Genomic DNA, 20,088 nt, shown 5'->3' on the forward strand with positions numbered 1-20,088 from the left:
CTAGTTCCATATTCCAGCCAGCGCCGTGGGCAACTGGTCAAATGTCTCGATCACGCAAGTCGCCGAAGCCAAAGCCGAGCGATCATGGTATCCCCAGGTCACCCCAATTCCACGCACACCCGCCGCCGCAGCCATGTCCATGTCAAAGCTCGTATCACCAATCATCACTGCGCAATCCGGATCAACACCGGTTTCAGACAAGGCGGTCTGCACCATGGACGGGTGTGGCTTGGACGGGTGATGATCTGCAACCTGACGCGTCACAAAATAAGCCTCCAGCCCGTGCGCCTCGATCAACGCATCAAGACCGCGCTGTGACTTGCCGGTGGCTACTCCTAAAAGTACTTCGGGCACAGCGTGTAACGCTTCAATCGCCTCACGCGCGCCGGGATAAAGCGGCGAACTGGCCGCACCCAGGTCCAGCCGATGTGCGTGGTAAGCCTCTTTGTACCCTTCAACCAGATCACCCTGGACCAAGGATGGTTGATCCGGTGCCAGTCGCGCAATGGCGTGTGGCAAGGACAGACCCACAATCGAAAGGATCGCGTCGCGCGACGGGACAGGCACCGAAGCAGCCTGAAAGCTGGTTGTCATGGAGTGAACGATACTGCCCTGACTGTCGACCAGCGTGCCGTCGACATCAAACAGAACCAGCCGTAAGGGTGCGCTCATTGCAGATCCTCAAACGGATCGTCAGCAGCCAGATCCTCGGTCCACCCGAACGTATCCCAGCTGTGCTTCATATGATCCGGCAAAGGTGCCGTGACTGTCACAGGCTTACGGGTCATTGGGTGTTGAAACGACAGTCGCCGGGCATGCAGGTGAAGCTTTTTACTAATGATCCCACCCAGTTGCGCGCCCCAGCCGTCGCCAAGGTTTTCCTGGCCCGAGCCGCCATATTTTCCATCGCCAATAATCGGATGCCCGATGGCCGCCATGTGGGCCCGCAGCTGGTGCGTCCGCCCGGTGATCGGCTCCATTGCAACCCATGCGGCACGGCCGGCCACCCGGTAGAGGGTCGCGTAATGCGTGTGCGCGCGTTTGGCGCCTGGTGTGCTGTCGATTTCGTTCATATGCACGGGGATCATCTTTTCGCCTTCGCCGTGCTTGCCATGACCCGGTGCTTTGACAAGGCCCGTCTTGATCTCACCCAGGTAGGGAGTCGGAACACCGGCCACCAGTGCCCAATAAATCTTGCGCGTGTCGCGGTGACGGAAAGCGGCCGTCAGGCCCTTGGCGGCCTCACGCGTGCGGGCCATCAGCAGAACACCTGACGTATCTTTGTCCAAGCGGTGGACCAGACGCGGGTTCTCGTCATAGCCGAACCGCAACGCCTCGGACAGGCTGTCGACATGCCGGGTCTGCCCGCTGCCGCCCTGAACCGGCAGGCCCTGCGGCTTGTTGAGCGCCAGAATGTGATCGTCGCGGTAGATCACGCAGGACTGGATCATCTTGGCATCGGCATCCGAGATACGATGTTTGACCTCAGCCGGTTTGTGATCTGCGTCAGGCAAAGGCGGCACACGCACCACTTGCCCGACCTCAAGCCGGGTCGAGGCTTTGGCGCGGCTGCCATCGACACGCAGCTCACCCTTGCGGCACATCTTTTCAATGCGGCCCTGACTGACATGCGGAAAAAGACGGCGCAGCCAGCGGTCAACGCGCTGGTCGCCATCCCCTTCAGCGACTGTAATCATCTGTACGCCACTCATGCCATTAACCCATGCACCGCGCGGGTGAGCCGCCCGGATTGCACCTTTGTCCGTGTCCCAGAAATCATGGGCGTCTGTCGCGCGCAATGCACCAAGAGTCAAGGTATCTGGTCGTTGCGATCAGATGTTCGAGAAATCCCCGTGCCGCCCGGCACCATCCCGGAAACGCCCCGCGCCCGAGGTTCCTTCACGGCGGATCGCCTCCAACCCGTTGGCCCATTCCACCTTGAGCGCCTCGCGCACCGGCATACCCCGCGTTTCGATGATCGAACGGCGGTCAGCCCGCACAGCCTCTTGCGGAAAACGTGCAATTTCATGGGCCGTTTCTTCAGCTGTAGAACGCGCTTCACCATGCGGGACGACCTTTTCTGCCAGCCCGATCCGATAACATTCTTCGGCCTCGACTTTCCGACCTGTCAAGGCGATCTCCAGCGCTTTGCCTTGCCCCACCAAACGCGGCAACCGGACCGAGCCGCCATCCATCAGCGTAATCCCCCAGCGGCGGCAGTAAACACCCAGATATGCCGTTTCCGCCATCACGCGAATATCGCACCAAAGAGCAAGCTCCATGCCTCCGGCCACGGCGGCACCCTCAATCGCGCCGATGACCGGTTTCGAAAGCTCCAGCCGGGACGGTCCCATCGGCCCAAGTGTCGAAGTGGCTGAACCTATTGGAAAGGTATGTTTGTCGAAATACGCCTCACGCAGTTCAGGGTCGGCCAGCGAGGCGGCGAGTTTCAGATCCCAGCCCGCGCAGAAATTGCCACCTTTGCCCCAGAACACAGCGGCTTTGGCAGAACTGACTTCAAAACTCAGGAATGCGTCAACCAGAGCTACAGCGTGTTCCGTATCAACGGCATTTCGTGCATCCGGCCTGTCATGGATGATGGTCCAGACGTCTTGGGTCTTTTCAATTGAAACCGGCATTTCCCGTCCTCCCTTGCTGGTATTGACCCAAGGGAAGCGTTCAATTGCGAACCTGTCGCCTGTGACGCGGCGGCATGTTCAATACTAACCCTGCGTAACTAACTGTTGCGCTGCGTCCGAAGCTTGGCAAAGTAATCGAGGCGCTTTTTCAGCTCTCGTTCGAACCCGCGTTCGACCGGCTGATAGAGGTCCGGGCGTTTCATCGTTTCAGGGAAGTAGTTCTGACCGGAAAACCCATCCTCGGCGTCATGGTCATAAGAGTAACCCGCACCATATCCCTGATCCTTCATCAGCGAAGTGGGTGCGTTCAGGATATGCTTGGGCGGTGGCTCGCTACCGGACTGCTTGGCCAGTCGCATGGCCGCTTTATAGCCCACGTAAGCCCCATTGGATTTTGGGGCCAGCGCCAAATAAACCAAGGCTTGAGCCAGCGCCAATTCCCCTTCGGGAGACCCCAGCCGTTCATACGTTTCCCACGATTGCAGGCAAATGGCCTGCGCCTGAGGGTCCGCCAGACCGATATCCTCAACTGCCATCCGCGTAATCCGACGCGCCAGATAGCGCGGGTCTTCGCCGCCGGTTAGCATTCGTGCGAACCAGTACAGCGCAGCATCCGGGTCAGACCCACGTACCGATTTATGCAGGGCCGAGATCAGGTTGTAATGCTCATCACCCGACTTGTCGTATTTCGCAGCCCGCCGCATCAGCCGCGTCGACAATGCATCGGGATCCAGCGGCGCGTCCTCTTTCCAGGCCGAGACCTGTTCGATCAGGTTCAGCAACGCCCGCCCATCGCCGTCTGCCATTTCCTGCAACGCATCGCGTGCAGCCGGGGTCAAAGGCAATGCGCGGTCCAGCTCTTTCTCGGCGCGCTGCGTCAGGCGCTCAAGGTCGGCAAGGCTGAGGCGTTCCAGTACCAGAACCTGCGACCGGCTTAGCACAGCTGCATTCAGTTCAAATGACGGGTTCTCGGTTGTTGCGCCCACCAACAAGATGGTGCCGTCTTCCATATGGGGCAGAAACCCGTCTTGCTGCGCCTTGTTGAAACGGTGGATCTCGTCCACGAACAACAGCGTCCCCTGCCCGTTCTGTCGGCGAATCTTGGCGGCCTCGAAGACCTTCTTCAGGTCAGGCACACCCGTGAAGATCGCACTGATCTGGACAAAATGCAGATCGGTTTCCTGCGCCAAAAGCCGCGCTATGGTCGTCTTTCCTACTCCGGGCGGACCCCAAAAGATCAGGCTGGACAGGCTGCCCGCCGCCAGCATCACACCCAGCGGGGCTTCAGGCCCCAGCACCTGCTCCTGACCGATGACGTCACCCAGCGATTGGGGCCGCAATCGATCTGCCAAAGGGCGGCGCGGGGCATCGACGGGTTCGGTTGGCCCGGTATCGAACAGATCGCTCATACGTTACAGCCGGAATCGCAGGGACACGGACCGGCCTTCGCGTTGAAGCCCCATCTGCACACGGCGTCCCGGGTTTGTCATTGCGCGTTCGACATCACCGGGGCGCTGAATATCGACCGCATTGATGGTCTCGATTACATCGCCAGGTCGTAACCCGGCCCGCGCGCCATAAGGGCCCGGATCAACAACAACAACGCCGGTCAGAGACAGGGGCAGGCCCAGCTTGGTGATCACCGCCGGATTGATCCGGGACACGATCAAACCCGGCAGAACGGTCGTATCGTCCAGCGCGGTTTCTTCGGCAGCGGGTGTTTCAGGTGCTTTGATCAAGGCCACCTCGACCTCATCGCTTTGGTCGCCGCGCAGCCGCGTCAGAACCGAGCTTCCCCCCACACCTGCAATAGACATGCGGAATTTCATTTCAGCGGGGGAGTTCACCTCGTCCCCGTCCACATGGGTGACGACGTCGCCCACCTTCAGCCCCGCCTCGCGCAGCGGGCTGAGGTCATGCAGGTCCGAGATCACAACGCCCAGCGGGATAACTAGCCCCAAAGATTCCGCGATATCCGCGCTCATGTGCTGACCCGACATTCCCGCCCAAGGGCTGACAAAGCTGTCATTGCCTTGCTGCGCCTGTTTCAGGAACTCAGCCACCAGATTTGCCGGGATTGCAAAACCGATTCCGTTGGAACCGCCCGACCGTGTCAGGATCGACGTGTTGATCCCGATCAGATCGCCATTCACGTCGATCAATGCGCCGCCGGAATTGCCCGGGTTGATCGCCGCATCCGTCTGAATGAAATACCCGCGACCGTTGCCCGTTGCCGTTCCCGTGCGCGCCAGACCCGAGATGATACCCGAAGACACGGTTTGCCCCACACCAAAGGGGTTCCCAATGGCCAGGGCCAGTTCGCCAACTTCAACCTGATCGGAATCCCGCAGGCTCAGGAACGGCAGGTTGTCGGCCTCTTCCAAACGCACGATCGCGATGTCGCTTTCTTCGTGGCCCAGTACAACTGTGGCCGAAAACTCGCGTCGGTCCGTGGTGACGACCCGGATCTCTGTCGCGGATCCAACCACGTGATAGTTAGACACGACATAGCCGTCATCGGACAGGATCACACCAGAACCCAACGAGTTTTGAACGCGCGGCTGTGGCGTGCCAAAGCCCCGGCCAAAGAAGTCTTGAAAAAACGGGTCCGAAAAGAACGGGCTGGACCGCCCCTGCCGCACGATCTTGGCATAGATATTCACGACCGCAGGAGAGGCTTTTTTCACCACAGGAGCAAAGCCCAGCGAAATCTCGGCCTGCGACTGCGGCACGCGTGTTTCAGCCGTCGCAAATGTGGAAACTGCACAGGTCAAAGCGATAAGTGTCGCGCGAAGCATGGATACCTCTACCTCAAAAGCTGCGTAGGATATGCGACTACGCGCGCGCTAATGCAAGCACCTGTCCGGCGTGCTCAATCCAGCGGCGCGTGCAGGCGGGTCCCTTTTGTAATGATCCCGCCCCGATTACCCACTTCGATCGACCCGTAGCGCTGTTTGAAAACGTCAGGCAACTCCCGGTCTCCGTCGGGTGAGAGCCATAGGCGAAAAAGATGCCGACGGTCGACCGGATCAGGCCAGTCCACAAAACCCGTCCGGTCATGCAACTGAGAATGGTTGTAGACAAATTGCATATCGCCGGGTTGCAACCGCATGGTCAGATATAGATCTGGGTCGTTCGACAAAGAGTCGAACTTGTCCAAAGCAGCGACATGCTCTGGGGTCAGGCGCATGGCTTCGGGAAACCGCTGCGCACTGTCGATATACTGCCGCTGATAGAACACGGTCAGCTTGCCATCATGCCAGTTGAAGGGCGGAATGGTCATAAAGGGCTGCATGCCTTCCGGCACTTCACCGCGCCGGTCGGTTGCTATCGGGTCGAACAATCGCTCCAGCAGGTCTGGGCATTCGGCGCGCATCCGGTTGTAGATGGCTTCGGCACTGACCAGCAGTGAATCCCCGCCCTCTTTGGCGTCCCGAAGACACAAAAGCCCCACGATATCGGCACTGTCTGTGTGAAAGGTCTGCCGCTCGTGGGTCTGATAGATCCGCGTGTTCGGGTCATTTGCGTCCGCCCCAATGTCCCGGACATGACCCAGAATATGCCCCTGTGCATTCTGGGATCGCGCCGATCCCAAATGGGCACCCACTCCGCAGAAGATCGCGGCGGCCATCTCCTGAGAATAGGTCTCGACCGGCAGGCCCCGGATCACTTCGAACCCAATACCGTTGATCAGGGTGTCCATTAGGGTCTCTAAATGGCGATCGAACTGGTGCAGCGGAAAATCTGTTTTGGTGATTTCGCCAATATCCCGCCCCAGGCTTAGATAGTGGCGCGCGGCTTGCTCAAGGTCTGCGACATCCTCTGGCCTCAGATGCAACAGCCATTCATTCTGCCGCGCTGCCATTTCCCGTCCGTTCCAAACAGATGGACCGGTGATTTGTGCCGGTAATTCAGAAAACACGGTCATCGCTGCCTCCAATCACGCTGTTTCCATATTCACGCGTGAGAAAGCACAGTTCATCATCTGAAGTCACCGAAACTTGTTAAAATACGACACCCATCTGGTCCGCGTTCGCAAACGCTTTTGGTTTTACTCTGCTGGCGACCAATCAGGGCCCGGGTCATACTCTTGGATATCCGCAGCGCGTTCGAGCGTGTCAGGACCCAAGTCCGCCTCGAAAATGATACCGTTCTCACCAACAAGAAACGAATGAATTCCGGTCTCGCCATACTCAGAAGGAACGGCAAGCAGCGCATGACCTGCTACAAAATGACCCCCAACAAAGTACGAATACGCACCACCCGGAGCATTGGGTCCCTGCCCCTGAAGGATTGTATAGTAGTACCCCAGGAAGGGTTCAGGTTCGTAGTCCTCTTCTCCGTCACTCCACCCAGAAGCCACCGCCCGCGCGAGCGCCGCGCCGACAAAGCTGTCTTCCTCGGGCCAGAACAGACCATCTTTCACACCCGGATCGGAAATGATGTTGCGCGCGAATTCCATCACGCCGTCGCCATTATGGTCGGCCAAACGGAACGCGGCCTGAAGATCGACATAAGCATCAAGCAATTCCATCACTTCCAGCTCATTCAAGCCAATCTCGCGGGCCGAAACCTCTTCGATGCCCGCTTCGAGGTCAAAGTGCCATTCCTCACCGGCCCGAGAAATCGGGATCGGGAAGGGCCAGCTGCCTTCTCCCAGCAAGACGACAACACCGTTCTCGTCCGGCTGGAAACGATAGCCCTCGGCATACATACCAAGCACTTCCTCTCGTCTGGCGCGGTCTTCTTCGGGGTCGCCGGTTGCAAGCAAGTCTTCGGCCTCAGCCCCAAACACGTCCAGCAACTGGTCCCGATCATCCGACTTCAGAGCACCGACAAACGCATCCAACGCCGCTTGCGGGCTATTGTATCGGGCACCCTCGGATGCCGCTGTGCTCGCCGTGATCAAAAGAATGGCAGAAGAAATTATGAGTTTCCGCATCTTATCTCCTCCGCTTTCCCTTGGCTGCGTGCCCGCGTTTTGACGCGCTGTGGGTTCTCTTGCCGGACGCTTTTTTTTGCATGGCTTTCCCTTTGGCCGCAGGTTTTTTCTGCTGAACTGCAGCCCTTTGGGCCTGAGGTTTCTTGGCGGTCTTTGCGTTGCTTTTAACCGGCTTCTTGGCGGCACCAGAGGGTTGCTTGGTTCTGTCCACAGCCTTCTGTTTCGCGGCGGCTCTGTCAGTGTCGACATTCCCCCGATTGACCTTGGGCAATTGCTTGTCATTGCCGCGGTTGGCCAGTGCACCACCCGCAATCGCCCCGGCGCCCGCCCCGGCCGCCAACGCCGCAGCGCCCGAGCCGTCCCGACTTATGTCGGCAGCCCCGGATTCTCGGCTGAGCTTTGAGCGCAACTCATCTGTGCGGCCGTTTGGCCGGTCAACGGGCAATGTTCCGGCACCGCCACCAGTGCGTTTATGATCGGCGATTTTGTTCCACGCTTGTTGCTGACGGTTCGTATCAGGCTTCCATTCAACATCTTTGCGATTAATGTTGTTACCGATATTGACGTTACCATCGACGTCTATGTCGATATTCGGGTTTCTGTAGATCGGGCCACCGCCCCATCCACCGCAGTTTCGGCACCCCCAATAATCGTACCAATCATCGTCATCGTCGAAAATCTCGTCAATCAACGCCACGGTGCCAAAGGTCAGCAGAGCGGCCCCAACGACGTCACCCGTTGATGGCCCGGTATACACCGTGGCAGGATCATATTGCGGAACGTAAACGGTTTCCGTGTTGGTCGGTGTGATGACGACGGTTTCATCCTCTTCGACCTCAACGGTTTGTTCCGGGCCGGACACCAGTGCACCGCTATCGATTGCCTGATCCCGCATCACCTGGACGGCATCCATCACATCGTCAGATTGGGCCAACATCGCTGTTCCCATCGTTTCGGTCCAGTCGACATGTGTCGCCATTTGCCCAACGATCTCGGGGAACGCTGTTGCAAGCACGCTGACGGACGGGTCCCAGCCCATCGCTTCGATTTCAGGCTCAAGCTCAGCCGGATCTCGGTCTGCATTGTCGATCAGAAAACGCTCGGCCTTCACAATCTCCAGCGGCTGGGTCGAGGCGACAAGTATCTGGATGAGCAGAGTATCCGGGTACAATGCAACCGGCGCGACCAGAGTTTGCAGCTCTGCGTCGGTCAGAAGGTCCGTTGTTTCTTGCGACGCCGCCTCGGTCGTTTCATCTGTGGTTTCCTGCGCGAAAAGCGCAGTGCTTGCGCAAAACAGGGGCGCAAAAATCAGATATCTAAACATATAGTGATCCTTCAATTTCTTTGAGGATCGCCCAAGTTCATGATTCTGGCAACAAATCTCGGAATTTGGCCCAAAGCCAAAAACCAAAAAGCCCCCGCGTCCGGGACGCAGGGGCCAATTATTCGAAAGCAGGGCTTTCTTATTCTTCGGCTGCAGCCTCTTCGGCGGCGACGCGGGCTTTGTCGGCTGCGCCTTTGGCGTCGATGTCACGATCAACAAACTCGATGATCGCCATCGGGGCCATGTCGCCATAGCGGAAGCCAGCTTTCAGGATGCGGACATAACCGCCCTGACGCTCGGCATAGCGGGGGCCCAGAACTTCGAACAGCTTCGCGACGTCTTTGTCTTCTTTCAGCTGAGATGCGGCCTGACGGCGGGCGTGCAGGTCGCCGCGCTTGCCCAGAGTGACCAGCTTTTCGATGATCGGGCGCAGTTCTTTTGCCTTGGGCAGAGTTGTCTTGATTTGCTCATGCTCGATGAGCGAGCCGGCCATGTTCGCAAACAGCGCCTTGCGGTGCTCATGAGTACGGTTCAGGCGGCGATAACCACGTGCGTGACGCATTTTCTAGTTCCTTCTTTCGCGTTTTGCTTTGTCTGGCCAGCGATGCGTGTCACCGGCTCTCCTTGGGGCATCATCGCCCAGACAGTCCCCGGAAAGCCGGGCATTGGGAAGACGCGCTTAGAACGCGTCTTCGAATTTCTTAGCCAAATCTTCGATGTTGTCGGGCGGCCAATCCTCGACATCCATGCCGAGGTGCAGACCCATGCCGGACAGCACTTCTTTGATCTCGTTCAGCGACTTGCGGCCGAAGTTCGGGGTGCGCAGCATCTCGGCTTCGGTTTTCTGGATCAGATCGCCGATGTAAACGATGTTGTCGTTCTTCAGGCAGTTTGCCGAACGGACCGACAGTTCCAGCTCGTCCACTTTCTTCAGCAGCAGCGGGTTGAACTCCAGACCATCGTCCTCGTCCTGACGGCTCGCCGATTCCGGCTCGTCGAAGTTGACGAAGATCGACAGCTGATCCTGCAGGATGCGAGCGGCAAAGGCCAACGCGTCTTCAGGTGTGATCGAACCATCGGTTTCGATCTTCAGGGTCAGCTTGTCATAGTCCAGAACCTGACCTTCACGGGTCGGCTGAACGTCATAGGCGACCTTTTTGACCGGCGAATAGATCGCGTCGATCGGGATCAGACCGATAGGTGCGTCTTCGGGCTTGTTCTTCTCAGCCGAAACATAGCCTTTGCCGGTGTTGACGGTCAGTTCCATGAACAGATCGGCGCCATCATCCAGGTGACAGATGACGTGATCGCGGTTCAGAACCTCGATGCCAGCGCTTTCGCTGATGTCACCCGCAGTGACAATTGCCGGGCCTTTGGCATTGATCGACAGGCGCTTAGGGCCTTCGACTTCCATGCGAAGAGCAACCTGCTTGAGGTTCAGAATGATATCGGTAACGTCTTCACGAACACCTGCGACCGAGGAAAACTCGTGCAGGACGTTGTCGATCTGAACGCTGGTGATTGCCGCACCTTGCAGCGAGCTCATCAGAACGCGGCGCAGGGCGTTGCCCAGGGTCAGACCAAAGCCACGCTCCAGCGGTTCGGCAACCAGGGTCGCCTGGCGTGCGGGATCGTTGCCCGGCTTGGCTTCCAGCTGAGTCGGCTTGATCAATTCTGCCCAATTCTTGTGGATCATGTAATCCCTCCATTCCTGTCCGCGCCCCATGACCAACAAGGTGCAGACGCCCGAGGTTCAAAATGACGTGCTGGGGCCGTGCAAAAACACAGCCCCAGCTCAATTCAAAATCGCTTAGACGCGACGACGCTTCGGCGGACGGCAGCCGTTGTGAGCAATCGGGGTCACGTCGCGGATCGACGTGATGTTGAAGCCCACCGCAGCCAGCGCGCGCAGAGCCGATTCACGACCCGAACCGGGGCCCTGAACTTCGACTTCCAGCGTCTTGACGCCATGTTCCTGCGCCTTTTTGCCTGCATCTTCTGCAGCCATCTGAGCGGCGTAGGGGGTCGATTTCCGCGATCCTTTGAAACCCATGGTACCGGCAGACGACCACGAAATGGCGTTGCCCTGTACGTCCGAGATCAGGATCTTGGTGTTGTTGAAGGTCGAGTTCACATGGGCAACGCCCGATGCGATGTTCTTACGCTCTTTGCGTTTAACGCGAGTCTTATCACGTGCCATCAGTCAGACCCTCCCTTATTTCTTCTTACCAGCGATGGCCTTTGCGGGGCCTTTGCGGGTACGAGCGTTGGTGTGGGTGCGCTGACCGCGAACCGGCAGGTTGCGGCGGTGACGCAGACCGCGATAGCAGCCCAGGTCCATCAGGCGCTTGACGTTCATCTGAACTTCACGACGCAAATCACCTTCGACGGTGTAGTTGGCGTCGATGTGTTCGCGGATGGCCAGAACTTCGGCGTCGGACAGTTCATTGACGCGACGAGTCGCTTCAATGCCCACGGCTTCGCAGATTGCTTTGGCCGAAGTGTTGCCGATACCGGTGATATATGTGAGGGCGATTGGTACCCGCTTTGCAGTCGGGATGTTTACGCCGGCAATACGTGCCACGTGTCACTTTCCTTTTCGTTGCGGTTCCGTAACTCCAGAACCTTTTTTCACAACGCTTGACCGTGGCAGTGTCGCCAGAGGGTCCAGCATTATTCGAGGTGGTCGGGGCGTTTGGGACGAATCCCTCACGCAGACTTGATTCCCTTTAGGGATGGGGGTCGATATGGGCTTTTGGTGGGGCCGTCAAGCCCCAACCTGAAGTCAGCCGAGAATAGCCTCAATAGAGGCGGTCACTTCTTTGATCTCGGCCAGGCCATTGACCGGGCGCAGATCGCCTTTGGCATAGTAATACCCGATCAGCGGCGAGGTCTTTTTGTAGTATTCCATCAGGCGCGTGCGCAGGCTGTCTTCGTTGTCGTCTGCGCGGCGCTGGAAATCGTTTTCCTTGCCACAATTGGTACATTTGCCGTCGGCCGGGATCGGCTTGGTGATATCGTTGTAAACCTCACCACAACCACCACAGGTCGAACGCGCAGTGATCCGCTGCACCAAGGCTTCGTCATCCACACGCATCTCGATCACTGTGTGCAAGGACTGGCCCAGCTTGGTCAGCAATGCCGACAGGGCATCGGCCTGAGCCAGCGTGCGCGGGAAGCCGTCAAAAATGAAACCAGCACCGGTTTCAGTTGTCAGCTTCTCTTCGATCAGGCCGATCACGATTTCGTCTGTGACCAGCTTGCCCGCATCCATGATCGCCGCAACCTTCTGGCCCATCTCGGTGCCCGAGGTTTTGGCTTCGCGCAACATGTCGCCGGTGCTCAGCTGCACCATGCCGCGTGTTTCAACCAGGTGACGCGCCTGCGTCCCTTTACCAGCGCCCGGAGGGCCAAGAAGAATGATGTTCATCGACGAGCGGGTCCCTTCCTGCCGCGTTTCTTGCTCTTACCGCGCAGTTGTGACTTTTCGATCAGCCCTTCGTATTGATGCGCCAGCAAATGGCTCTGCACCTGTTGGATCGTGTCCATAGTCACAGAGACGATAATCAGAACAGAGGTGCCGCCAAAATAGAACGGGATGGCGAACTGGTTCCGCAGAATCTCGGGCAGCAGGCAAACCGCTGCCAGATAGGCTGAACCCAGAACCAGCACGCGGTTGACCACGTATTCCAGATACTCGGCGGTCTTCTTACCCGGGCGGATACCCGGTACAAAACCGTTTTGCTTTTTCAGATTGTCCGCAACATCATCGGGTTTGAACGCCACGTTGAACGTGTAGAAATATGCAAAGAACACGATCATCGACGCAAAGAACAGCAGATACAGCGGCTGTCCGGGGCCAAAGTTGGCCAGCATCCACGACATGATCGGTCCGTTTGTAGCACCCGCCGAGAAGGTCGAGATTGTCACCGGCAGCAACAGCAACGAGCTGGCAAAGATTGCAGGGATCACGCCTGCCGGGTTGACTTTGACCGGAAGGTGGCTGGATCCGCCCTCATAGACTTTCATCCCGGCCTGACGGCGCGGGTACTGGATGTGAACCTTGCGCAGCGCGCGCTCCATGAACACCACGAAGGTAATCACGGCGATGACCATCACGATCACCCCAACGATCACTGCAGGGCTGATTGCACCCGAACGACCCGAAGCAAAGAACTGTGCCAGTGCTGCCGGAACCTCAGCAATGATGCCCACAAAGATGATCAGCGAGATACCATTGCCGATGCCGCGCGCGGTGATCTGTTCACCCAGCCACATCAGGAACATGGTGCCGCCAACAAGAGTAATCATGGTCGACATGCGGAAGAACAGCCCCGGATCTGTCGCCAAATCACCAGCTTCAAGCGAAACCGCCAGACCATAGGCCTGTACAGTGGCCAAGGCCACGGTACCGAACCGGGTGTACTGGTTGATCTTCTTGCGGCCCTGCTCGCCCTCTTTCTTGAGTTGTTCAAGCGCGGGAACCATGGATGTCAGCAGCTGCACGATGATCGAGGCCGAGATATAGGGCATAATGCCGAGGGCAAAGATACCCATCCGCCCCAGCGCACCGCCGGTGAACATCGAAACCATGCCGCCGATGCCTTGCCCCGCCTGCTCCATGAACTCGCGCAGCGCCTGCCCGTCAATCCCCGGCACCGGAATAAAAGTGCCTAGGCGATAGACGATCAGCAAACCCAGCGTGAACAGGATGCGGTTGCGCAGATCGGTGGCTTTGCCCAGAGCAGCCCAGCTTGTATTGGCTGCCATTTGTTCTGCTGCTGATACCATAAATCGGTCTCTCTTATGCAAACGCCGCCCGGAACCGTTTTCCGGCTCGGACGGCGTCTTGGAAAACTCTGAGGTCTATGTAAGCGGGTCTTGGCCCACTCACAAGCGATTACTCTGCCGCAGCAGCTTTTGTGACCTTCAGTGAACCGCCCGCTTTTTCAACTGCCTCAACGGCAGACTTCGAAGCACCGGTTACTTCCAGGTTCACTTTGGCGCTGATTTCGCCTTTGGCCAGAACGCGGATACCGTCCAGCTTGCGGCGGACCAGACCGGACGCAACCAAAGCGTCTTCGGTGATCGCAGCCGAAGCGTCCAGCTTGCCGGCTTCGACAAACTTCTGGATCAGGCCCAGGTTAACAACGGCGAATGCCTTGCGGTTCGGCTTGCTGAAGCCACGCTTGGGCAGACGCTGGTACAATGGCATCTGACCGCCTTCGTAGCCATTGATGGCCACACCCGAGCGGGATTTCTGGCCTTTGATACCACGACCACCCATTTTACCTTTGCCAGAACCCGGACCACGGCCAACGCGAGTGCGTTTAGGTGCGGCGCCTGGATTGTCGCGCAATTCGTTCAGTTTCATTTCGCTTCTCCTAAGCCGGATATGACCCCCGAAGCGTGATGGGCCAAACACGGCATTTCTTGGTTTTGATTCTCATGGCGGAAAGCCACCGCAGGCGTATAGGCCCGATGGCCAAGCTTGGCAAGTCTGTAGATTGCCGTCCGCTCTGCGGCGCAGTCAAAGGTACCCGAACCAGACTGTAAACTGCTCCCAAAAGGGCGACCTCGCCGGTTTCTAACCGTTATTTGAGCACGAATTCCACCAACTTTGGCAGAAACCCCTTGCCATACCGGAGTGGTAGTCTATCGGGATGCCTGTAAACACCAGACTGGCAGGCGCATGACTCACCCTTCTCACTCGCTTCGGGACAAGCCGGAGACAACCGCCGCACGTGACTGGGTAACAACGCTTGCCAAATATCGCGAACCGGACCAACTGCGAAGCACGTTCGAGTTGGGCGTCAGCATTGTTCCCTTCTTCGCGCTTTGGGCGTTGTCCTGGATGTCGCTGTCTGTCAGCTATTGGCTGGCCTTTGCGATTTCCGTGCTCAATGCGGCCTTTCTGCTGCGCCTTTTTGCCATCCAGCATGATTGCGGACACGGCGCGTTCTTCAAGAACCGGACGGTCAGTGACTGGATCGGGCGCGGAATCGGCGTTCTGACCCTGACACCTTATGATGTCTGGCGTCGCACGCATTCCACGCATCACAACAGCTCGGGCAATCTGGGCAAGCGCGGGATGGGCGATATCCACACCCTGACTGTGGCCGAGTATCAAGCCAAAACGCCAATGAACCGGTTCTGGTATCGCGTCTATCGGAATCCGATCACCCTGTTCGTGTTTGGCCCCGGCTATCTGTTTCTGTTTCAGAACCGCCTACCCTTGGGCCTGACCGACAGCGTCAGGTTCTGGGTCAGCGCCATGGCCACCAATGTCGCCATTCTGGCCATATTACTGACGGTCTATTATTTTGGCGGCCTGATGCCGATGCTGCTGATCTTCCTGCCCTCAACCCTGATTGCCGCAGCCGCCGGAGTATGGCTGTTCTACGTGCAGCACCAGTTCGAGGACACACATTGGGAGTCGGATGAGAACTGGCAGCTGCACGAAGCGGCGCTGCACGGAAGCTCTCATTATATATTGCCGTCGGTCTTGCAGTGGTTCACCGCCAATATCGGCATCCACCACGTGCATCACCTCTACAGCCGTATTCCCTTTTATCGCCTGCCCGAAGTGCTGCGCGATCATGATGAGCTGGCCAACAGCAACCGGATGACCATCCGCGAAAGCCTCGCCAACGCACGGCTGCATCTGTGGGATGAGCAAAGCCGCCGCCTGCTGTCCTTCGCCGAGGCGAGGGCGCTTTATGGGTGAGGGGTTCCGTGGCCAGCTGGTTCGTCGGAAAGACGCCAAGAAATCCTATGTGACCCTGGAAAAGGGCAGCTCCATCGCCGTGTCCTCCGGTCGCTGATCGGACCCGTCCTTGGAGAGAGTTAAAGACCCCGCGAAAGCGGTTTTTTTGTACCGGTCGTCTGAACAGTTTTACAAGGCAGCCTTGTATTCGTGGATTAGTGAAGCAGTCTTTAGCATCGCTTCACCCTCGCAGAGTGTAACAAGTTTTTCCGGTGTGATTTCAGGGTTTTTGAGACGTTCGCGCATTCTTCTGAGTGTCGCCATGGTTTCTGATGGTGACAATGAAATGCAGTCGGCAAAAAAACTATCTGCCGACAGTGGCTCTATATCAAATGGCGCGCAATATTCCGGCGGGAAATCTTTCAGATTGTCGGTCACGATAACCGATGCGCAGGTCTTAATTGCCGCTGCAAGAACGTGCCGATCTTTCTCGTTAATGCCATCTAGTGAAGGTTCAAGAACCTCGAAATCCTCGACCATAGCTTCCTCAAACGCTCGGCACATATTACTGCGCTGGCGTTTCGCACCCTTATCGGGTTCGGCGATTTCTTTGCGTTGAAGCAGCTTCACTATAGTTCGTTCAGTCTCATCCATGATCTTGTTAGACCATCGAACGCGATAAAATTCAGCTTGGGCAAAGGAAAGTAAAATATTTCGCTTAAGGGCGCTGGATAACACGCAAGCGTCAGCCAGCGCCGTGAAGCGGTCAGCTTGATAGTTCAAAGTAGGCCGTGCTCTCCGTCAAATTCCGCAAGGTCTGCAAGAGCGTCAGCACGCTCAGTGTCACGTTTGTCTTTGTATGCCATCAAGTCGCTTGCTTTGATGCGCCTATGTCTCCCAACGCGATCAAAGGGGATTTCATCTCTTTCAAGCAATTTGATTAGATGAGGGCGTGAAACGTTCAGTATATCAGCTGCTTGTTGCGTGGTCAGTTGACTATCCAGTGGAATCAGTTGGAAGCCTCGACCACTGCTAACTAGCCGCAACAACTCTAAAAAAGAGTGCGCAAGTGCGGGCGAGAGCGTGATTGGCTGCGTCTCACCCTCGACATTAGATATGTTTATTACTGTTTCGCCGTCCTCCTTGATTTGCGAGGCGACGATTTGTCTAAGCGTCTCGGCGTTTGTGCTTTCCAACTCAGTTGGCAAGCGTTCGTTAAAGGCCGGCGCATTTAACGCGGCATTCATAGCGTGTTCTCTCTTATTGTATATGTTGGTTCGATAGAGTTACTTGTCTGGGCTCGGTAGTTTTCCACACACCGTTGTGTATTTATATGGATCTATTCGCAATATTCGCAACAACTTTCTGACAGTATCAAGTAAAAAATGTGTTTAAATTGTGGTGCGATGCATTCAAAAGTTCTTTACAGATAGCGATTTGGCCTAGCCATTGGGATTTGCGCGTAGCATCGAAAAACTTATGCGTGCAAGTTGGCTGGCCGTTCGTAAACTACCTTTCTCAGCATTGCAGAACGCAAGTAATTCCCTATAGACACCCACCGCCAACACTGCTAAACGCACCCAATCTTGCGGCCTCGGATTCGTTCCGGGGCCTCTGATATTTGTAACCGGGGACCTTCGGGGCCCTATACCCTTGGCACCTACGGGGGCCTATCACATAGCAGGGAAAACCCCTGCACTTGCTAAACGGAAGACAGAAAGCATGGCACTCAAGTCGTACAAGCCGACGACGCCGGGCCAGCGCGGGCTGGTGCTGATCGACCGTTCGGAGCTTTGGAAAGGACGTCCGGTTAAGTCTCTCACTGAGGGTTTGACCAAATCGGGCGGCCGGAACAACACCGGACGGATCACTTCACGCCGCCGCGGCGGTGGCGCAAAGCGTCTCTACCGGATCGTTGACTTCAAACGGAACAAATTTGATGTCGCGGCAACCGTCGAGCGGATCGAATATGACCCGAACCGGACCGCATTCATCGCACTGGTAAAATACGAAGACGGCGAGCAGGCATATATCCTGGCTCCGCAACGTCTGGCTGTTGGTGACAAAGTCGTGGCATCCGCCAAGGCCGACATCAAGCCGGGCAACGCAATGCCGTTCTCGGGCATGCCCATTGGTACCATCGTCCACAACATCGAGATGAAGCCTGGCAAAGGCGGTCAGATCGCACGTGCGGCCGGTACTTACGCTCAGTTCGTTGGTCGCGATGGCGGCTACGCTCAGATCCGTCTGAGCTCGGGCGAGCTGCGCATGGTCCGTCAGGAATGCATGGCCACCGTCGGTGCCGTGTCCAACCCCGACAACTCGAACCAAAACCTCGGTAAAGCCGGTCGTATGCGCCACAAAGGCGTGCGTCCGTCGGTTCGTGGTGTTGCAATGAACCCGATCGATCACCCGCACGGTGGTGGTGAAGGTCGTACCTCGGGTGGCCGTACACCGGTTACGCCGTGGGGTAAGGACACCAAGGGTAAGCGTACCCGCAACAAGAACAAAGCGTCCCAGAAGCTGATCATCCGCTCGCGGCACGCCAAGAAGAAGGGACGTTAATCTATGTCTCGCTCTGTTTGGAAGGGTCCTTTCGTCGATGCTTACGTGCTGAAAAAAGCCGAAGCAGCGCGCGAGTCGGGCCGCAACGAAGTCATCAAAATCTGGTCGCGTCGTTCCACCATTCTGCCCCAGTTCGTGGGTCTGACCTTTGGTGTGTACAACGGCCAGAAGCACATTCCCGTCAACGTCTCGGAAGACATGATTGGTCAGAAGTTCGGTGAATACTCGCCGACCCGTACCTATTATGGCCATGCCGCAGACAAAAAAGCGAAGCGGAAGTAAGTCATGGGCAAGGAAAAGAACCCCCGCCGCGTGGCTGAAAACGAAGCAATGGCGAAAACGCGCATGCTTCGCACCAGCCCGCAGAAGCTGAACCTGGTTGCGCAAATGATCCGCGGCAAGAAAGTTGAGAAGGCTCTGACCGACCTGACTTTCTCGAACAAGCGTGTCGCGCAGGACGTCAAGAAGTGCCTGCAGTCCGCAATCGCGAATGCCGAAAACAACCACAACCTGGACGTTGACGAGCTGATCGTCGCCGAAGCATGGGTTGGCAAGAACCTGGTCATGAAGCGCGGTCGTCCGCGCGCCCGTGGCCGTTTCGGCAAGATCATGAAGCCGTTCTCGGAGATCACCATCAAGGTGCGTCAAGTTGAGGAGCAAGCCTAATGGGACATAAAGTCAATCCGATCGGCATGCGCCTTCAGGTCAACCGCACCTGGGACAGCCGTTGGTACGCTGATACCAAGGACTACGGTGATCTTCTGCTGGAAGACATCAAGATCCGTGAGTTCATCAACAAAGAGTGCAAGCAGGCCGGTGTTGCACGTGTGATCATCGAACGTCCGCACAAGAAGTGCCGCGTCACGATCCACACTGCACGTCCGGGTGTCATCATCGGCAAGAAGGGTGCAGACATCGAAGTTCTGCGCAAGAAGCTGGCCAAGATGACCGACAGCGAACTGCACCTGAACATCGTCGAAGTGCGCAAGCCGGAACTCGACGGTCAACTGGTTGCCGAGTCGATCGCTCAGCAGCTGGAACGCCGTGTCTCGTTCCGCCGCGCGATGAAACGTGCCGTTCAGAACGCCATGCGCATGGGCGCCCTGGGTATCCGGGTGAACGTCGCTGGTCGTCTGGGTGGTGCCGAAATCGCACGGACCGAGTGGTACCGCGAAGGCCGCGTGCCTCTGCACACCCTGCGTGCCGACATCGATTACGCACATGCCGAAGCGATGACTCCTTACGGGATCATCGGGATCAAGGTCTGGATCTTCAAAGGTGAGATCATGGAGCACGATCCGCAGGCACGTGACCGTAAAGCACAGGAACTCCAGGATGGTCCGGCACCTCGCGGTGCAGGCGGCCGTCGCTAAGGGGGAATTGAGATGCTTCAACCAAAGCGTACAAAATTCCGCAAGATGCACAAAGGCCGGATCAAGGGTGAAGCCAAAGGCGGCTCTGATCTGAACTTTGGCACTTACGGTCTGAAAGCTCTGCAGCCTGAACGCGTCACCGCGCGTCAGATCGAAGCTGCACGTCGTGCCATGACCCGTCACATGAAACGTCAGGGTCGTGTCTGGATCCGTATCTTCCCCGACACTCCGGTCACTGCAAAGCCGATCGAAGTTCGTATGGGTAAAGGTAAGGGTTCGGTGGACCGCTGGGTTTGCAAGGTCAAGCCTGGTCGCGTGATGTTCGAGATCGACGGTGTCAATGACGACATCGCCCGCGAGGCCCTGCGCCTGGCCGCGATGAAGCTGCCGATCAAGACCCGCGTCGTGGTTCGCGAAGACTGGTAAGCGATTGGGGCTAAGGCCCAGTTCGCAAAAAGATTGACCCCCGTCGGGACACCGGCGGGGGTTTTATGTTGGGGGCGCTGCCCCCGCCGCGGCAAGCCACGCCTCCCCCGGGG

General features: G+C 57.3%; 23 protein-coding genes. 6 read left to right on the plus strand and 17 right to left on the minus strand.

The window, feature by feature from the left end:
• The 15 genes from GOV89_RS13830 to rplO form a co-directional block, all read right to left on the minus strand.
• Positions 1–672, minus strand: a complete 672-nt coding sequence (locus tag GOV89_RS13830) for an HAD-IA family hydrolase (RefSeq protein WP_171235896.1) — start codon at positions 670–672, stop codon at positions 1–3.
• Positions 669–1,712: an RluA family pseudouridine synthase gene (locus tag GOV89_RS13835; RefSeq protein WP_171238477.1), complete on the minus strand. Its 1,044-nt coding sequence runs from the start codon at positions 1,710–1,712 to the stop codon at positions 669–671. Before GOV89_RS13835 ends, GOV89_RS13830 begins: the two co-directional genes overlap by 4 nt.
• Before the next feature lie 120 nt (positions 1,713–1,832).
• Positions 1,833–2,639, minus strand: a complete 807-nt coding sequence (locus tag GOV89_RS13840; RefSeq protein WP_171238460.1) for a crotonase/enoyl-CoA hydratase family protein — start codon at positions 2,637–2,639, stop codon at positions 1,833–1,835.
• Positions 2,640–2,737: 98 nt separating this feature from the next.
• A complete protein-coding gene (locus GOV89_RS13845) occupies positions 2,738–4,048 on the minus strand; it encodes a replication-associated recombination protein A (RefSeq protein WP_171238461.1) in 1,311 nt (436 codons plus the stop codon).
• Between the two features lie 3 nt (positions 4,049–4,051).
• Complete coding sequence (locus GOV89_RS13850; protein WP_171238462.1) at positions 4,052–5,437, minus strand: trypsin-like peptidase domain-containing protein; 1,386 nt, start codon at positions 5,435–5,437, stop codon at positions 4,052–4,054.
• A gap of 74 nt (positions 5,438–5,511) precedes the next feature.
• Positions 5,512–6,567 (minus strand): TauD/TfdA family dioxygenase, encoded by a 1,056-nt coding sequence (locus GOV89_RS13855; protein WP_171238463.1) that lies wholly within the window; start codon positions 6,565–6,567, stop codon positions 5,512–5,514.
• A gap of 123 nt (positions 6,568–6,690) precedes the next feature.
• Complete coding sequence (locus tag GOV89_RS13860) at positions 6,691–7,581, minus strand: DUF2950 family protein (protein ID WP_171238464.1); 891 nt, start codon at positions 7,579–7,581, stop codon at positions 6,691–6,693.
• 1 nt (position 7,582) lies between these two features.
• The gene (locus GOV89_RS13865) at positions 7,583–8,905 is read right to left on the minus strand and encodes a DUF3300 domain-containing protein (RefSeq protein WP_171238465.1); all 1,323 of its coding nucleotides are present in this window, start codon (positions 8,903–8,905) and stop codon (positions 7,583–7,585) included.
• Positions 8,906–9,044: 139 nt separating this feature from the next.
• On the minus strand, positions 9,045–9,467 hold the full coding sequence (gene rplQ, locus GOV89_RS13870; protein WP_171238466.1) for a 50S ribosomal protein L17: 423 nt from the start codon (positions 9,465–9,467) through the stop codon (positions 9,045–9,047).
• Positions 9,468–9,584: 117 nt separating this feature from the next.
• Positions 9,585–10,601, minus strand: coding sequence for a DNA-directed RNA polymerase subunit alpha (locus tag GOV89_RS13875; RefSeq protein ID WP_050605850.1), 1,017 nt, complete (start codon positions 10,599–10,601; stop codon positions 9,585–9,587).
• Positions 10,602–10,715: 114 nt separating this feature from the next.
• Positions 10,716–11,105, minus strand: coding sequence for a 30S ribosomal protein S11 (gene rpsK, locus GOV89_RS13880; protein ID WP_008757289.1), 390 nt, complete (start codon positions 11,103–11,105; stop codon positions 10,716–10,718).
• A 15-nt stretch (positions 11,106–11,120) separates the two neighbouring features.
• Positions 11,121–11,489, minus strand: coding sequence for a 30S ribosomal protein S13 (rpsM, locus tag GOV89_RS13885; RefSeq protein ID WP_170328762.1), 369 nt, complete (start codon positions 11,487–11,489; stop codon positions 11,121–11,123).
• Between the two features lie 201 nt (positions 11,490–11,690).
• Entirely contained in the window at positions 11,691–12,335 is a 645-nt protein-coding gene (locus GOV89_RS13890; RefSeq protein WP_171181622.1) for an adenylate kinase, read from the minus strand.
• Positions 12,332–13,696 carry a preprotein translocase subunit SecY gene (secY, locus tag GOV89_RS13895; RefSeq protein WP_171181620.1) on the minus strand — a complete coding sequence of 455 codons (1,365 nt, stop codon included), beginning with the start codon at positions 13,694–13,696 and terminating at the stop codon, positions 12,332–12,334. The genes GOV89_RS13890 and secY overlap by 4 nt, the downstream gene beginning before the upstream one ends.
• Positions 13,697–13,805: 109 nt before the next feature.
• Positions 13,806–14,279 carry a 50S ribosomal protein L15 gene (gene rplO / locus GOV89_RS13900; RefSeq protein WP_171091991.1) on the minus strand — a complete coding sequence of 158 codons (474 nt, stop codon included), beginning with the start codon at positions 14,277–14,279 and terminating at the stop codon, positions 13,806–13,808.
• A gap of 318 nt (positions 14,280–14,597) precedes the next feature.
• On the opposite strand from rplO, the gene GOV89_RS13905 reads away from it, so the two are divergent.
• Positions 14,598–15,632, plus strand: a complete 1,035-nt coding sequence (locus GOV89_RS13905) for a fatty acid desaturase (protein WP_171181618.1) — start codon at positions 14,598–14,600, stop codon at positions 15,630–15,632.
• A 168-nt stretch (positions 15,633–15,800) separates the two neighbouring features.
• Here GOV89_RS13905 and GOV89_RS13910 read toward each other — a convergent pair whose 3' ends face one another.
• Both GOV89_RS13910 and GOV89_RS13915 read right to left on the minus strand, forming a co-directional pair.
• Positions 15,801–16,394, minus strand: a complete 594-nt coding sequence (locus tag GOV89_RS13910) for a PIN domain-containing protein (RefSeq protein ID WP_171238467.1) — start codon at positions 16,392–16,394, stop codon at positions 15,801–15,803.
• Positions 16,391–16,858, minus strand: a complete 468-nt coding sequence (locus GOV89_RS13915; RefSeq protein ID WP_171238468.1) for a helix-turn-helix domain-containing protein — start codon at positions 16,856–16,858, stop codon at positions 16,391–16,393. The genes GOV89_RS13910 and GOV89_RS13915 overlap by 4 nt, the downstream gene beginning before the upstream one ends.
• 475 nt (positions 16,859–17,333) lie before the next feature.
• Between GOV89_RS13915 and rplB the strand changes: the two genes are divergently transcribed.
• From rplB to rplP, 5 genes are read left to right on the plus strand one after another with little or no spacing between them, the layout of a single operon-like run.
• Positions 17,334–18,176 (plus strand): 50S ribosomal protein L2, encoded by an 843-nt coding sequence (rplB, locus tag GOV89_RS13920; RefSeq protein ID WP_008757664.1) that lies wholly within the window; start codon positions 17,334–17,336, stop codon positions 18,174–18,176.
• A gap of 3 nt (positions 18,177–18,179) precedes the next feature.
• The gene (rpsS, locus tag GOV89_RS13925; protein WP_005980699.1) at positions 18,180–18,458 is read left to right on the plus strand and encodes a 30S ribosomal protein S19; all 279 of its coding nucleotides are present in this window, start codon (positions 18,180–18,182) and stop codon (positions 18,456–18,458) included.
• Positions 18,459–18,461: 3 nt separating this feature from the next.
• Positions 18,462–18,842, plus strand: a complete 381-nt coding sequence (gene rplV, locus GOV89_RS13930) for a 50S ribosomal protein L22 (RefSeq protein ID WP_039538267.1) — start codon at positions 18,462–18,464, stop codon at positions 18,840–18,842.
• Entirely contained in the window at positions 18,842–19,549 is a 708-nt protein-coding gene (gene rpsC, locus GOV89_RS13935) for a 30S ribosomal protein S3 (RefSeq protein WP_171091997.1), read from the plus strand. Before rplV ends, rpsC begins: the two co-directional genes overlap by 1 nt.
• 12 nt (positions 19,550–19,561) lie before the next feature.
• The gene (gene rplP / locus GOV89_RS13940; RefSeq protein WP_117872242.1) at positions 19,562–19,975 is read left to right on the plus strand and encodes a 50S ribosomal protein L16; all 414 of its coding nucleotides are present in this window, start codon (positions 19,562–19,564) and stop codon (positions 19,973–19,975) included.
• The last annotated feature ends 113 nt before the right edge of the window (positions 19,976–20,088 follow it).

The sequence above is a fragment of the Ruegeria sp. HKCCA5763 genome (genome assembly GCF_013034545.1).
Classification (GTDB): Bacteria; Pseudomonadota; Alphaproteobacteria; order Rhodobacterales; family Rhodobacteraceae; genus Ruegeria.

Bases quoted from the DNA above. Each gene is read 5' to 3' on its own strand.
- rpsC (WP_171091997.1), top strand. From the start codon at position 18,842: ATGGGACATAAAGTCAATCCGATCGGCATGCGCCTTCAGGTCAACCGC.
- rplV (WP_039538267.1), top strand. From the start codon at position 18,462: ATGGGCAAGGAAAAGAACCCCCGCCGCGTGGCTGAAAACGAAGCAATG.
- GOV89_RS13890 (WP_171181622.1), bottom strand. From the start codon at position 12,335: ATGAACATCATTCTTCTTGGCCCTCCGGGCGCTGGTAAAGGGACGCAG.
- rpsK (WP_008757289.1), bottom strand. From the start codon at position 11,105: ATGGCACGTGATAAGACTCGCGTTAAACGCAAAGAGCGTAAGAACATC.
- GOV89_RS13850 (WP_171238462.1), bottom strand. From the start codon at position 5,437: ATGCTTCGCGCGACACTTATCGCTTTGACCTGTGCAGTTTCCACATTT.
- GOV89_RS13845 (WP_171238461.1), bottom strand. From the start codon at position 4,048: ATGAGCGATCTGTTCGATACCGGGCCAACCGAACCCGTCGATGCCCCG.
- GOV89_RS13905 (WP_171181618.1), top strand. From the start codon at position 14,598: ATGACTCACCCTTCTCACTCGCTTCGGGACAAGCCGGAGACAACCGCC.
- rplB (WP_008757664.1), top strand. From the start codon at position 17,334: ATGGCACTCAAGTCGTACAAGCCGACGACGCCGGGCCAGCGCGGGCTG.
- GOV89_RS13860 (WP_171238464.1), bottom strand. From the start codon at position 7,581: ATGCGGAAACTCATAATTTCTTCTGCCATTCTTTTGATCACGGCGAGC.
- GOV89_RS13840 (WP_171238460.1), bottom strand. From the start codon at position 2,639: ATGCCGGTTTCAATTGAAAAGACCCAAGACGTCTGGACCATCATCCAT.
- rplO (WP_171091991.1), bottom strand. From the start codon at position 14,279: ATGAAACTGAACGAATTGCGCGACAATCCAGGCGCCGCACCTAAACGC.
- GOV89_RS13875 (WP_050605850.1), bottom strand. From the start codon at position 10,601: ATGATCCACAAGAATTGGGCAGAATTGATCAAGCCGACTCAGCTGGAA.
- GOV89_RS13835 (WP_171238477.1), bottom strand. From the start codon at position 1,712: ATGAGTGGCGTACAGATGATTACAGTCGCTGAAGGGGATGGCGACCAG.
- rplQ (WP_171238466.1), bottom strand. From the start codon at position 9,467: ATGCGTCACGCACGTGGTTATCGCCGCCTGAACCGTACTCATGAGCAC.
- GOV89_RS13830 (WP_171235896.1), bottom strand. From the start codon at position 672: ATGAGCGCACCCTTACGGCTGGTTCTGTTTGATGTCGACGGCACGCTG.
- GOV89_RS13915 (WP_171238468.1), bottom strand. From the start codon at position 16,858: ATGAATGCCGCGTTAAATGCGCCGGCCTTTAACGAACGCTTGCCAACT.
- GOV89_RS13865 (WP_171238465.1), bottom strand. From the start codon at position 8,905: ATGTTTAGATATCTGATTTTTGCGCCCCTGTTTTGCGCAAGCACTGCG.
- rplP (WP_117872242.1), top strand. From the start codon at position 19,562: ATGCTTCAACCAAAGCGTACAAAATTCCGCAAGATGCACAAAGGCCGG.
- GOV89_RS13855 (WP_171238463.1), bottom strand. From the start codon at position 6,567: ATGACCGTGTTTTCTGAATTACCGGCACAAATCACCGGTCCATCTGTT.
- secY (WP_171181620.1), bottom strand. From the start codon at position 13,696: ATGGTATCAGCAGCAGAACAAATGGCAGCCAATACAAGCTGGGCTGCT.
- rpsS (WP_005980699.1), top strand. From the start codon at position 18,180: ATGTCTCGCTCTGTTTGGAAGGGTCCTTTCGTCGATGCTTACGTGCTG.